14 protein-coding genes and 1 other annotated feature are annotated in these 12,955 nt (G+C 37.6%); all 14 genes read left to right on the forward strand.

The window, feature by feature from the left end; genetic code table 11:
- Nucleotides 1–236: 236 nt before the first annotated feature.
- Nucleotides 237–1,250 carry a hypothetical protein gene (locus CBI42_RS01505; protein WP_094753072.1) on the forward strand — a complete coding sequence of 338 codons (1,014 nt, stop codon included), beginning with the start codon at nucleotides 237–239 and terminating at the stop codon, nucleotides 1,248–1,250.
- Nucleotides 1,237–2,217: a hypothetical protein gene (locus CBI42_RS01510; protein ID WP_094753073.1), complete on the forward strand. Its 981-nt coding sequence runs from the start codon at nucleotides 1,237–1,239 to the stop codon at nucleotides 2,215–2,217. The genes CBI42_RS01505 and CBI42_RS01510 overlap by 14 nt, the downstream gene beginning before the upstream one ends.
- On the forward strand, nucleotides 2,214–3,176 hold the full coding sequence (locus CBI42_RS01515) for a hypothetical protein (RefSeq protein ID WP_256963621.1): 963 nt from the start codon (nucleotides 2,214–2,216) through the stop codon (nucleotides 3,174–3,176). Before CBI42_RS01510 ends, CBI42_RS01515 begins: the two co-directional genes overlap by 4 nt.
- A gap of 187 nt (nucleotides 3,177–3,363) precedes the next feature.
- Nucleotides 3,364–3,930 (forward strand): GNAT family N-acetyltransferase, encoded by a 567-nt coding sequence (locus CBI42_RS01520; protein ID WP_049488676.1) that lies wholly within the window; start codon nucleotides 3,364–3,366, stop codon nucleotides 3,928–3,930.
- A 69-nt stretch (nucleotides 3,931–3,999) separates the two neighbouring features.
- Entirely contained in the window at nucleotides 4,000–4,650 is a 651-nt protein-coding gene (locus tag CBI42_RS01525; protein WP_070478860.1) for a helix-hairpin-helix domain-containing protein, read from the forward strand.
- Nucleotides 4,634–6,874: a DNA internalization-related competence protein ComEC/Rec2 gene (locus CBI42_RS01530; protein WP_094753074.1), complete on the forward strand. Its 2,241-nt coding sequence runs from the start codon at nucleotides 4,634–4,636 to the stop codon at nucleotides 6,872–6,874. The genes CBI42_RS01525 and CBI42_RS01530 overlap by 17 nt, the downstream gene beginning before the upstream one ends.
- A gap of 348 nt (nucleotides 6,875–7,222) precedes the next feature.
- On the forward strand, nucleotides 7,223–7,810 hold the full coding sequence (locus tag CBI42_RS01535; protein ID WP_094753075.1) for an ABC transporter ATP-binding protein: 588 nt from the start codon (nucleotides 7,223–7,225) through the stop codon (nucleotides 7,808–7,810).
- Between the two features lie 3 nt (nucleotides 7,811–7,813).
- Entirely contained in the window at nucleotides 7,814–8,998 is a 1,185-nt protein-coding gene (locus CBI42_RS01540; protein ID WP_094753076.1) for a hypothetical protein, read from the forward strand.
- Between the two features lie 160 nt (nucleotides 8,999–9,158).
- Nucleotides 9,159–9,290: a sequence feature (ribosomal protein L20 leader region), on the forward strand.
- 15 nt (nucleotides 9,291–9,305) lie between these two features.
- Nucleotides 9,306–9,836 carry a translation initiation factor IF-3 gene (infC, locus tag CBI42_RS01545; RefSeq protein WP_000848180.1) on the forward strand — a complete coding sequence of 177 codons (531 nt, stop codon included), beginning with the start codon at nucleotides 9,306–9,308 and terminating at the stop codon, nucleotides 9,834–9,836.
- Between the two features lie 32 nt (nucleotides 9,837–9,868).
- On the forward strand, nucleotides 9,869–10,069 hold the full coding sequence (gene rpmI, locus CBI42_RS01550; protein ID WP_001125943.1) for a 50S ribosomal protein L35: 201 nt from the start codon (nucleotides 9,869–9,871) through the stop codon (nucleotides 10,067–10,069).
- 51 nt (nucleotides 10,070–10,120) lie between these two features.
- Complete coding sequence (gene rplT, locus CBI42_RS01555) at nucleotides 10,121–10,480, forward strand: 50S ribosomal protein L20 (protein ID WP_000124834.1); 360 nt, start codon at nucleotides 10,121–10,123, stop codon at nucleotides 10,478–10,480.
- Nucleotides 10,481–10,538: 58 nt separating this feature from the next.
- Nucleotides 10,539–10,919, forward strand: coding sequence for a lactoylglutathione lyase (gloA, locus tag CBI42_RS01560; RefSeq protein WP_000157156.1), 381 nt, complete (start codon nucleotides 10,539–10,541; stop codon nucleotides 10,917–10,919).
- A 248-nt stretch (nucleotides 10,920–11,167) separates the two neighbouring features.
- Nucleotides 11,168–11,968 carry a dihydroorotate dehydrogenase electron transfer subunit gene (locus tag CBI42_RS01565; RefSeq protein WP_049491832.1) on the forward strand — a complete coding sequence of 267 codons (801 nt, stop codon included), beginning with the start codon at nucleotides 11,168–11,170 and terminating at the stop codon, nucleotides 11,966–11,968.
- Entirely contained in the window at nucleotides 11,931–12,917 is a 987-nt protein-coding gene (locus tag CBI42_RS01570) for a dihydroorotate dehydrogenase (RefSeq protein ID WP_179211346.1), read from the forward strand. Before CBI42_RS01565 ends, CBI42_RS01570 begins: the two co-directional genes overlap by 38 nt.
- Nucleotides 12,918–12,955 lie beyond the last annotated feature (38 nt).

Genomic DNA, 12,955 nt, shown 5'->3' on the forward strand with positions numbered 1-12,955 from the left:
ATTAGTCTTGTATTAACTTTATCATCATATTTTATCGTATACACTATTTTAAATAACAAATTGATTAAACGCAGCATGATATTGAGACAGTTATACAAAGAATTAGAAAATAAAGATATTTAATTGAAAGATCGAGTTCTATAGATTTTTTAATTTATTGAAAAATTAGAATAAGCTGATTAAGCTGTGATTTTTAATTAAACGGACTTAGAGTTAGGTCAATTTAGGAGGTTAAAGTGAAAGAAAAGACAGTGAAAGAAGTTGAAGAATTAAATAAAGCATATTTTAAAAGCTTAGCGAATACTCGCGCATCAGCAAGTATGATGTTGATTTCATTTACAGGAGTATTTATATTAGCACTAGAAATTTTCGTTTTTTATTACTATTTTGATACAGTCGCTACAATAAATCCATTTATGAATTGGTTCTTTGATTTACTCTTGATTTCTTGTTTCTACCTTATTATTGCATTTTTCATTCCATTAGTTGGTCTCTTTGTATATAAGAAGCAAATTTTGTCAACAATTTTTCTGCTACTAGTCTATATGGTCATATACTTTTCTCTGCAGTTGATGATGCTTTTGATTATAGTTACTTCTATTTCAACGAAGGAATTTACTATAGGATTCTCTCTATATTCTCCAATTTTTATTCCATTTTTAGTTATTTGTACAATTTGTAGTTTTATTTATCAGTATTTTTGGTTAAAAAGAGAGTTAAAAAAAGGTTTTTCTATCAATAGAACAATGGGTAATTATTTCGCAAAATCCAGTGCTTATAGTAAGAACTCTCTTCTTATTATTTTTATAGTTTCTATGCTAGTCGGTCTTCTTTCAGGTAAATTGATACTTATTTTTGGAATTCTTGGAGCCCTTCTTTTCAGCTATGCATTTTCTCAATTGATTACAGAAGTTGCCTACCTCTTATACCTAAAAATTCAGAGCAAGGAGTATTGGGAAGATGTACCTACGAAAAAAGAGATTTTTCGAGATTTATTTAAGGGTTTCAGTTTAAAGAAAGCAAAAATTCGTATCTCACTTGAGATGGTAGCTTTTGCAATATTATTAGGGATTATTAATTATAGTGGTTATTCAGATGAGAGCATTAAGCGACCTATTTGGCTGGTCTGGAGTGTCAAATTGTTCATCTATGCAATAGAACTGGATATTTTGGGAAGTTTTATTCTTTATGTTATAAAAAAAGTAAATACTAGATTCAAAAAAGGAAAGAAAAACAGTGAAAGAAGTTGAAGAATTAAATAAAGAATATTTTAAAAGCTTAGCGAACACTCGCGCATCTGCAAGTATGATGTTGATTTCATTTACAGGAGCCTTCGTTTTGGCATTGTTTCTGCTTTTCCAATATTTTTATTTTGTTAAAGGCTACGGAATAAATCCTTTGGAAAATTACTTTTTTGATTTTGTTTTGATTTATGTTATTTATCTTGTCGTGGCAACCTTTATTCCGCTAGGAATGACATTTATTTATCGTAGACAGATTTTATCAACCATATTATTACTTTTATCTTATATAGGTATTTTTTTATCTTTGATACTTATATCTTATATTATTCTTGTTTATTCAGGGACTAATTTGCAAGAATACAACGAACGTTCATTATACACCATTCCTTTTTTGTTAATCTGTACAGTTGTTGGTTTTGTTTATCACTATTTTTGGCTAAAAAGAGAGTTAAAAAAAGGTTTTTCTACCAATAGAACAATGGGTAATTATTTTGCGAAATCTAGTGCCCACAATAATAATTCTCTTCTCATTATTTTTACAGTTTCCATGCTAGGCGGTGTTCTTTCTGGTAAGTTTGCGCTAGTTTTAGGAATTCTAACAGCGGTACTTTTTAGCTATGGCTTCTCCCAACTCATCACAGAAGTCGCCTATCTTTTATATCTAAAAACTCAAAGCAAGGAGTATTGGGAAGATGTACCTAAGAAAAAAGAGACTTTTCGAAATTCATATAAGGATTTCAGTTTGAAGAAAGCAAAGATTAGAATTTCCCTTGAGATTTTGTTTTGTTCAATATTCCTAGGTATTATGTATAATATAGGCTATTTTAGTCCTAGTTCATACACCCCCCTTTGGCTTATTTGGCTTGGGAGAATATTTATAATTTTGATAGGGCTGGACATTTTGGGGAGCTTTATTCTATCTATGATGAAAAGATTAGAAACTGGATTCAAAAAAGGAAAGAAAAAACAGTGAAAGAAGTTGAAGAATTAAATAAAGCATATTTTAAAAGCTTAGCAAACACTCGCGCATCTGCAAGTATGATGTTGATTTCATTTACAGGAGCAGTCATCTTTGGAGTAGAGCTATACCTAATTGATTTTGGTCTGCAAAAGTCATCGAACATATTTTTTAATTTTATTTTATTATATTCGGTCTATCTTATAGTGGCAACTGTGATTCCACTAGGGATGAGTTTTATTTATCGTAAACAAATTTTATCAACTATTTTATTACTATTATCGTATATAGGAATTTTCTTATCGTTAATGCTAACGTGTTATATTTTGTTTACAGTCAATAATAATGGCTTTCAAGAGTTTAATGAATCGTCAATACCAGTCATTTTGTTTTTAGTATTCTCTACAGTTTGTGGCTTTATTTATCACTATTTTTGGTTGATGCGACAACTGAAAAACGGTTTTTCTGCAAGTCGAACGGTGAGAAATTACTTTGCCAAATCCAGTGCCTACAGTCAAGAATCTATTCTCATTATTTTTATGTTAGTATTGTTAACTGGTGCTTTTTTAGGGAAGTTTGCTATGGTTTTAGGTATTACAAGTACACTCCTTTACTGTTATGCTTTCCCCCAATTGATTATTGAAGTAGCCTATCTTTTATATCTTAAAACTCAAAGCAAGGAATATTGGGAAACAGAATCGGACGGAGAGGTCAGTTTTAGAAATTTATTTAAAGAATTTAGTCTGAAGAAAGCTGAAATTCGCATTCCTCTTGAAATATTTTTACTTCTTCTTATTATTTACATTGATGGGGGAAATGCCTACATCAATGTATTCATTAATCAAACACGTTGGCTGCTTTGGCTTATTAGAATATTTATAATCTCAATAGGACTAGATATTTTGGGAAGTTTTATTCTTTATGTCATAAAAAAAGTAAATACTAGATTCAAAAAAAGAAAGAAAAAAAGATAAATCTTCATTGTCAGTAGGACTCTGAATTATGTAATTATTGATTTTAAGAAACATTTAGAAATGCTTCCAAAGACCAGAAAACTCTCTGCTCTAGAATCAGTTATCTGGTATTCTTTGTTCGCGCTTCTTGTTGTAACTTCTTTTTTATGCTAGACTGGTAGAAAATATTTTTAATTGGAGGAGAAGTATGGAATCAATCTTTTTAAAACTAGCCCAGTATCCAATAGTGGAGACAGAGCGTTTATTGCTTAGACCTGTATCCTTGGATGATGCAGAAGCCATGTTTGAGTATGCCTCGGACAGAGAAAACACGCGTTACACTTTTCCAACCGATCAAAGCTTGGAAGAAACCAAGAATAACATTGCTCAGTTCTACTTGGCAAATCCCTTGGGACGCTGGGGAATAGAACTAAAAAGCAATGGTCAGTTTATTGGAACCATTGACTTGCACAAGATTGATCCTGTTCTTAAGAAGGCAGCTATTGGCTACATTATCAATAAAAAGTATTGGAATCAAGGATTAACGACAGAAGCCAATCGTGCTGTGATTGAACTGGCTTTTGAGAAGATAGGGATGAATAAGTTGACTGCCCTTCACGATAAGGATAATCCTGCGTCAGGCAAGGTAATGGAGAAATCAGGTATGCGCTTCTCCCACGAAGAACCTTATGCTTGTATGGACCAGCATGAAAAAGGTCGTATCGTTACAAGAGTTCATTATGTATTGACCAAGGAAGACTATTTTGCAAATTAATAAGCAGTTGAGAAGAAATTTTCAACTGTTTTTTCTTCCTCTTACGAATAATCTAAGAGAGGAGAAAATATGGAAGCAATTATCGAGAAAATCAAAGAGTATAAAATCATTGTTATCTGTACTGGACTAGGTTTACTTGTCGGCGGATTTTTCCTGCTAAAGCCAGCTCCACCAACACCTGTCAAGGAAACGAATTTGCAGGCAGAAGTTGCAGCTGTTTCCAAGGATTTATTAACCGAAAAGGAAGTGAAGAAGGAAGAAAAGGCAGAACCTCTTGAACAAGACCTAATCACAGTAGATGTGAAGGGTGCTGTTAAATCGCCAGGGATTTATGATTTGCCTGTAGGTAGTCGAGTAAATGATGCCGTTCAGAAGGCAGGTGGCCTGACAGAGCAAGCAGACAGCAAATCGCTCAATCTAGCTCAGAAAGTTAGTGATGAAGCTCTGGTCTACGTTCCAATTAAGGGAGAAGAAGCAGCTAGTCAACAGACTGGTTCGGGGACGGATTCTTCGACAAGTAAAGCAAAGAAGGTCAATCTCAACAAGGCCAGTCTGGAAGAGCTTAAACAGGTCAAGGGTCTGGGTGGCAAACGAGCTCAGGATATTATCGACCATCGTGAATCAAATGGGAAATTCAAGTCGGTTGATGAACTTAAGAAGGTTTCTGGTATTGGTGCAAAAACCATAGAAAAGCTAAAAGACTATGTTACAGTGGATTAAGAATTTCCCCATTCCCCTAATCTATCTGAGTTTTCTATTGCTCTGGCTTTATTACGCCATTTTCTCAGCATCATATATCGCACTGTTAGGCTTCGTTTTTCTGCTAGTCTGTCTCTTTATCCAATTTCCGTGGAAGTCTGTTAGAAAAGTTCTAGTGATTTGTGGAATCTTTGGTTTCTGGTTTCTGTTTCAAAATTGGCAACAGAGTCAAGCGAGTCAAAATTTGGCGGATTCTGTTGAAAGGGTGCGGATTTTGCCTGACACTATTAAGGTCAATGGTGATAGTCTGTCCTTTCGTGGTAAGCATGATGGACGCATTTTTCAAGTCTATTATAAACTCCAGTCCGAGGAGGAGAAAGAAGCCTTTCAAACCTTAATAGACCTTCATGAGATAGAACTTGAAGGAAAACTTTCGGAGCCAGAAGGGCAGAGAAATTTTGGTGGTTTTGACTACCAAGCCTATCTGAAGACTCAGGGAATTTTCCAGACTCTCAATATCAAAAAAATTCAGTCACTTCAAAAGGTTGGCAGTTGGGATATAGGTGAAAACCTGTCCAGCTTACGTCGAAAGGCTGTAGTTTGGATCAAGACGCACTTTCCAGACCCTATGCGCAATTACATGACGGGGCTTCTATTAGGACATCTGGACACCGACTTTGAGGAGATGAATGAGCTTTATTCTAGTCTAGGAATTATCCATCTTTTTGCCTTGTCGGGCATGCAGGTAGGCTTTTTCATGGACGGATTTAAGAAACTTCTCTTGCGATTGGGCTTGACCCAAGAAAAGTTGAAGTGGTTGACTTATCCCTTTTCCCTTATCTATGCGAGGCTAACTGGATTTTCAGCATCGGTCATTCGCAGTCTCTTGCAAAAATTATTGGCTCAACATGGTGTTAAGGGCTTGGATAATTTTGCCCTGACTGTGCTTGTTCTCTTTATCGTCATGCCCAACTTTTTCTTGACAGCAGGAGGAGTCTTGTCCTGCGCTTATGCTTTTATCTTGACCATGACTAGCAAAGAAGGCGAGGGGCTCCATGCTGTTGCTAGAGAAAGTCTTGTCATTTCTTTGGGTATATTACCCATTTTATCCTTCTATTTTGCAGAATTTCAACCATGGTCCATCCTTTTGACCTTTGTCTTTTCCTTTCTATTTGACTTGGTCTTCTTACCTCTCTTGTCTATCTTATTTGCCCTTTCTTTTCTCTATCCAGTTATTCAGCTTAATTTTCTCTTTGAGTGGTTGGAAAGCATTATTCGTTTGGTATCACAGGTGGCAAGTAGGCCTCTGGTCTTTGGACAACCCAATGCATGGCTGTTGATACTACTATTAATTTCTTTGGCTTTGGTCTATGATTTGAGGAAAAGCATAAAAAGGCTAGCAGTATTGAGCTTATTGATTACGGGTATCTTTTTCTTGACTAAGCATCCACTGGAAAATGAAATTACCATGCTGGATGTGGGGCAAGGAGAAAGTATTTTCTTACGGGATGTAACTGGGAAAACCATTCTCATAGATGTCGGTGGCAAGGTAGAATCTGATAAGAAAATCGAAAAATGGCAAGAAAGGACGACGACCAGCAATGCCCAGCGAACCTTGATTCCCTATCTCAAAAGTCGAGGAGTAGCTAAGATTGACCAGCTAATTTTGACTAACACGGACAAGGAGCATGTTGGAGATTTGTTAGAGGTGACCAAGGCTTTCCATGTAGGCGAAATTTTAGTGTCCAAAGGCAGTTTGAAACAGAAGGAATTTGTGGCAGAACTACAGGCAATTCAAACCAAGGTGCGCAGTGTGACAGCAGGAGAGAACTTGCCAATTTTTGGAAGTCAGTTAGAAGTCTTATCTCCAAGGAAAATAGGAGATGGAGGTTATGATGATTCCCTGGTTCTGTATGGAAAACTCTTGGATAAGTACTTTCTCTTCACAGGAAATTTGGAGGAGAAAGGGGAGAAGGAATTGCTGAAGCAGTATCCTGACCTAGAAGTGGATGTTTTGAAAGCTGGCCAACATGGCTCTAAAAAATCATCAAATTCAGCCTTTTTAGAACATCTCAAACCAGAGATGACTCTCATCTCAGTTGGAAAGAACAATCGAACGAAACTCCCCCATCAGGAAACCTTGACACGACTGGAAGGTATCAATAGCAAAGTTTACCGAACTGACCAGCAAGGAGCTATACGCTTTAAAGGTTGGAAAAATTGGAAAATCGAAAGTGTTCGATAGGAAGGACAAATATTATATATTAGTAAAATAAACTAAAAATCTGTTGCATAATAATGATAAAAACGATATAATGAAAGCGTATTCAAGTTCAATGATATAAAACTATTAAAAATTAGTAAAAACCATTTAATTAGTTAGTTTATGATCTATTGGTCTTTTTCAGTCCAGTGTATCTGCTGTGAGCGTTCTTAAAACTTATAGGTATGATTGGAAAGTGTAGTACGAACTATCACAGTCTCGTTATGACAGCTATTCAGAGTATAAAGTTGGTTCTGGCTGAAATTACAATCGTTATGAGGTACTAAACTACTACAGCGGAGGCTATTAATCCAAAAAGGAGGGCTAGATATGTTGCAGCTTACTCATGTGACCTTAAAAACGCGACAAGTCATCTTACAAGATGTTGATTTTACATTTGAAAAGGGTAGGATTTATGGTATTCTTGCTATCAATGGCTCTGGGAAGACGACCCTGTTCCGCGCCATTAGCAACTTAATTCCTATAAGTAGTGGAAATATTGTAGCCCCTCCTTTTTTATTTTATTATGAAAGCATTGAATGGCTGGATGGAAACTTAAGTGGGATGGACTACCTTCGTCTTATCAAAAACATCTGGAAGTCAGGGCTGAACTTGAGGGATGAAATTGCCTATTGGGAAATGTCGGACTATATCAGCCTTCCCATTCGCAAGTATTCCTTAGGCATGAAGCAACGCTTGGTGATTGCTATGTATTTCCTCAGTCAGGCGAAATGCTGGCTTATGGATGAGATTACAAATGGCTTAGATGAGTATTATCGACAGAAGTTTTTTGATAGGCTAGCACAAATCGATAGACAAGAACAGCTGGTTCTTTTAAGTTCCCACTATAAGGAAGAGTTGCTTGATGTCTGCGATAGAGTAGTAACCATTCATCAGGGGCAAATAGAAGAGGTTTAGTTTATGAAAGATGTTAGTCTATTTTTATTAAAAAAAGTTTTCAAAAGTCGCTTAAACTGGATTATCTTAGCTTTATTTGTATCTGGACTCGGTGTTACCTTTTATTTTAATAGTCAGACTGCAAACTCCGTCAGCTTGGAGAGCGAGTTGGAAACCCGTCTTGTAAAAGATGAGAGAGTCATCAATGAATATGAAGAGAAACTCTCCAAAATATCTGATACCAACTCGGAGGAATACCAGATTGCTAAAATTAATTTAGAATCGCAAAAAAATCTTTTTACTCAAAAGAAAGAAATTCTGGCTTTGTTAAAAGAAGAACGCTGGAAAGAAGCCTACTATTTGCAGTGGCAAGATGAAGAGAAGAGTTATGAAATTGTATCGAAGCAACCGACTTCTAGCTCTGACTTGAAAATGGCGGTTGACCGCCAACGAAAGACTTACCAAGCCCTATATCCCTTGAACATAAAAGCCCACAATTTAGTTTATCCGACCCACGGGATTGATCAGATTGTCTGGATTTTAGAGCTTATCATCCCAAGCTTGTTTGTGGTTGCTATTATTTTTATGCTAACGCAACTGTTCGCAGAAAGATATCAAAATCATCTGGATACAGCTCAGTTATATCCTTTTTCAAAAGTGACATTTGCAATGTCTTCTCTTGGAGTTGGAGTGGGTTATGTAACTGTGCTGTTTATCGGAATCAGCGGATTTTCTTTTCTAGTGGGAAGTCTGATAAGTGGTTTTGGACAGTTAGATTATCCCTACCCGATTTATAGCTTAGTGAATCAAGAGGTAACTATTGGAAAGATACAAGATGTGTTATTTCCTGGCTTGTTATTAGCTTTCTTAGCCTTTATCGTCATTGTGGAAGTAGTGTACTTGATTGCTTACTTTTTCAAGCAAAAAATGCCTGTCCTTTTTCTTTCACTCATTGGGATTGTTGGCTTATTGTTTGGCATCCAAACAATTCAGCCTCTTCAGAGGACTGCACACCTGATTCCCTTTACTTACTTGCGTTCAGTAGAGATTTTGTCTGGAAGATTACCTAAGCAGATTGATAATGTCAATCTGAATTGGAGTATGGGAATGGTCTTACTTCCTTGCCTGGTTATCCTTTTGTTAGTGGGGATTCTATTTATTGAAAGATGGGGAAGTTCACGTAAAAAGGAAGTTTTTAATAGGTTTTAGTTTTCCTATAGGGAAAATAAGTAAAAACTAACATAGAGAGGGAATCAACTTGATTCTCTCTTTTTGATTCGAAAACCAAGTCAAAATATAAACACAAACTTTTCAAAAAAATAACTTTTTATCTTGACAAGGACTAGAAAACTTGGTATCATATAAAAGTTGAGAAAAGCAGAAGTGAGAGCTTCTCGCCTTGTGACATTAAGTTGCCTGGCCCTACGGATGAAAAGTTTCTAAGAAACGCTATCATAACGTGCGGGCTTGTATATTTACGAGTCCGCTATTGTTTTTCTCTAATAAAACAAAAGAGGTGAAAACCATAGCAAAGCAAGACTTATTCATCAATGATGAGATTCGTGTACGTGAAGTTCGCTTGATTGGTCTTGAAGGAGAACAGCTAGGCATCAAGCCACTCAGTGAAGCGCAAGCTTTGGCTGATAATGCTAATGTTGACCTAGTATTGATTCAACCCCAAGCCAAACCGCCTGTTGCAAAAATTATGGACTACGGTAAGTTCAAATTTGAGTACCAGAAGAAGCAAAAAGAACAACGTAAAAAACAAAGTGTTGTTACTGTGAAAGAAGTTCGTCTAAGTCCAACTATTGACAAGGGTGACTTTGATACAAAACTTCGCAATGCACGCAAATTCCTTGAAAAAGGAAATAAAGTTAAGGTATCTATTCGCTTTAAGGGTCGTATGATTACCCATAAAGAGATTGGTGCAAAAGTTTTAGCCGAGTTTGCTGAAGCAACTCAAGATATTGCCATCATCGAACAACGTGCTAAAATGGATGGACGTCAAATGTTCATGCAATTGGCGCCAGCGACTGACAAGAAATAATTGTCAGAAAGTTAAATAAAGGAGAAAAAATCATGCCAAAACAAAAAACACACCGCGCATCAGCTAAACGTTTCAAACGTACAGGTTCTGGTGGACTTAAACGTTTCCGTGCTTACACTTCTCACCGTTTCCACGGAAAAACTAAGAAACAACGTCGTCATCTTCGTAAAGCATCTATGGTGCATTCAGGAGATTACAAACGTATCAAAGCAATGCTTACTCGCTTGAAATAATAGCTTGACTGTAAGTAAACAATTCTAGGAAATATTTGGAGGAAATAAAACATGGCACGTGTTAAAGGTGGCGTTGTATCACGCAAACGTCGTAAACGTATTCTTAAATTAGCAAAAGGTTACTATGGAGCTAAACACATCTTGTTCCGTACTGCAAAAGAACAAGTAATGAACTCTTACTACTATGCATACCGTGACCGTCGTCAGAAAAAACGTGACTTCCGCAAATTGTGGATCACTCGTATCAACGCGGCAGCTCGTATGAACGGACTTTCATACTCACAATTGATGCATGGTTTGAAATTGGCTGAGATCGAAGTTAACCGTAAAATGCTTGCTGACTTGGCTGTTAACGATGCAGCAGCTTTCACAGCTCTTGCAGATGCAGCTAAAGCAAAACTTGGTAAATAATAACAGATAAGACTGGAACAGGATTGTCCCAGTCTTTTTAAAAATAAAGGAGAAAAATATGGCTTCAAAAATGCTACACACTTGCTTGCGAGTAGAAAACCTTGAAAAATCAATCGCATTTTATCAAGATGCTTTTGGATTTAAAGAATTGCGTCGCAGAGATTTTCCAGATCATGCCTTCACGATTGTTTATCTAGGTCTTGAGGGTGACGACTATGAGTTGGAATTGACTTATAACTACGATCACGGTCCTTATGTGGTTGGAGATGGGTTTGCCCACATCGCCCTCAGTACACCTGATCTTGAAGCTCTTCATCAAGAGCACAGTGCAAAAGGCTATGAAGTGACTCAGCCAAATGGTCTACCTGGAACTGCACCTAACTATTACTTTGTTAAAGACCCTGATGGCTACAAGGTCGAAGTCATTCGTGAAAAATAATCTCGTGAGGTCAAGTAGAATGTTCGTTTTCTACTTGACTTTTTTTAGCTGAAAGAGTATACTAATAAAAATTTAACCTTTAAGGGGAGTCCAGAGAGACTCACAAGGTGTCAGATAAAAGAATAGTACAATTTTCTAGAGGAGACTTTTTGAGTGTGCTCTATTGTTTTGTATGATTTTAACTGAGACCTTGCAATCGCAAGGTCTTTTATTTATCTGGTCCCCTTAAAATTTAAGGAGGAAAAGTCATGAATCCCACATGTAAGAAACGCTTGGGTGCCATCCGTTTGGAAACCATGAAGGTGGTTGCACAGGAGGAAATCGCGCCAGCAATCTTTGAATTAGTCCTAGAAGGAGAAATGGTTGAAGCCATGCGAGCTGGCCAATTTCTTCATCTGCGTGTGCCTGATGATGCTCATCTTTTGCGTCGCCCTATTTCAATTTCGTCTATCGATAAGGTTAAGAAGCAGTGTCATCTCATTTATCGGATTGAGGGAACTGGGACAGCTATTTTCTCAACCTTAAGTCAGGGAGATACTCTTGATGTGATGGGGCCTCAGGGGAATGGTTTTGACTTGTCTGACCTAGATGAGCAGAGCCAGGTTCTTCTCGTTGGTGGGGGGATTGGTGTTCCACCCTTGCTTGAGGTTGCCAAGGAATTGCATGGACGTGGAGTGAAAGTAGTGACAGTCCTCGGTTTTGCTAATAAGGATGCTGTTATCCTTGAAAAGGAATTAGACCAATATGGGCAGGTCTTTGTAACAACAGATGATGGTTCTTTTGGCATCAAGGGGAATGTCTCCGTTGTTATCAAGGATTTAGACAATCAATTTGATGCTGTTTACTCATGTGGGGCGCCTGGAATGATGAAGTATATCAACCAAACCTTCTATAACCATCCAAGAGCCTATCTATCTTTGGAATCTCGTATGGCTTGTGGGATGGGCGCTTGCTATGCCTGCGTCCTAAAAGTGCCAGAAAGCGAGACGGTCAGCCAACGCGTCTGTGAAGATGGCCCTGTTTTCCGCACAGGAACAGTTGTATTATAAGGAGAAAATTATGACTACAAATCGTTTACAAGTTTCTCTACCAGGCTTGGATTTGAAAAATCCGATTATTCCAGCATCAGGCTGTTTTGGTTTTGGTCAAGAGTATGCCAAGTACTATGATTTAGACCTTTTAGGTTCTATTATGATCAAGGCGACAACCCTTGAACCACGCTTTGGCAATCCAACTCCAAGAGTGGCAGAAACACCTGCTGGCATGCTTAACGCAATCGGTTTGCAAAATCCTGGTTTGGAGGTTGTTTTGGCTGAAAAGCTACCTTGGCTGGAAAGAGAATATCCAAATCTTCCTATTATCGCTAATGTGGCTGGTTTTTCAAAACAAGAGTATGCGGCTGTTTCTCATGGGATTTCCAAGGCAGCTAATGTAAAGGCTATTGAGCTCAATATTTCTTGTCCCAACGTAGATCACTGTAATCACGGACTTTTGATTGGTCAAGACCCAGATTTGGCTTATGATGTGGTGAAAGCAGCTGTGGAAGCTTCTGATGTGCCAGTTTATGTCAAACTAACCCCTAGTGTGACCGATATCGTTACTGTCGCAAAGGCAGCAGAGGATGCAGGAGCAAGTGGATTAACCATGATCAATACTCTAGTTGGAATGCGCTTTGACCTCAAAACCAGAAAACCAATCTTGGCCAATGGAACAGGTGGAATGTCTGGTCCAGCAGTATTTCCAGTAGCCCTCAAACTCATCCGCCAAGTCGCTCAAACAACAGACCTTCCCATCATTGGAATGGGGGGAGTGGATTCGGCTGAAGCTGCCCTAGAAATGTATCTGGCTGGAGCATCTGCTATTGGAGTTGGAACAGCTAACTTTACCAATCCATATGCTTGTCCTGATATCATCGAAAATTTACCAAAGGTTATGGATAAATATGGTATCAGCAGTCTAGAAAATCTACGCAAGGAAGTAAAAGCCAGCCTTAGATAAGCTAGACTATCCTTATTGTCAATAAGATATAGAATTTT

This window comes from Streptococcus sp. KR (assembly GCF_002238115.1).
Taxonomy (GTDB): Bacteria; Bacillota; Bacilli; order Lactobacillales; family Streptococcaceae; genus Streptococcus.

What these genes read in the sequence shown, in the direction of transcription:
- rplT (WP_000124834.1), top strand. Translation starts at nt 10,121, where the DNA reads ATGGCACGTGTTAAAGGTGGCGTTGTATCACGCAAACGTCGTAAACGT.
- rpmI (WP_001125943.1), top strand. Translation starts at nt 9,869, where the DNA reads ATGCCAAAACAAAAAACACACCGCGCATCAGCTAAACGTTTCAAACGT.
- CBI42_RS01570 (WP_179211346.1), top strand. Translation starts at nt 11,931, where the DNA reads ATGGCCCTGTTTTCCGCACAGGAACAGTTGTATTATAAGGAGAAAATT.
- CBI42_RS01535 (WP_094753075.1), top strand. Translation starts at nt 7,223, where the DNA reads ATGTTGCAGCTTACTCATGTGACCTTAAAAACGCGACAAGTCATCTTA.
- CBI42_RS01525 (WP_070478860.1), top strand. Translation starts at nt 4,000, where the DNA reads ATGGAAGCAATTATCGAGAAAATCAAAGAGTATAAAATCATTGTTATC.
- CBI42_RS01540 (WP_094753076.1), top strand. Translation starts at nt 7,814, where the DNA reads ATGAAAGATGTTAGTCTATTTTTATTAAAAAAAGTTTTCAAAAGTCGC.
- CBI42_RS01530 (WP_094753074.1), top strand. Translation starts at nt 4,634, where the DNA reads ATGTTACAGTGGATTAAGAATTTCCCCATTCCCCTAATCTATCTGAGT.
- CBI42_RS01520 (WP_049488676.1), top strand. Translation starts at nt 3,364, where the DNA reads ATGGAATCAATCTTTTTAAAACTAGCCCAGTATCCAATAGTGGAGACA.
- CBI42_RS01565 (WP_049491832.1), top strand. Translation starts at nt 11,168, where the DNA reads ATGAATCCCACATGTAAGAAACGCTTGGGTGCCATCCGTTTGGAAACC.
- gloA (WP_000157156.1), top strand. Translation starts at nt 10,539, where the DNA reads ATGGCTTCAAAAATGCTACACACTTGCTTGCGAGTAGAAAACCTTGAA.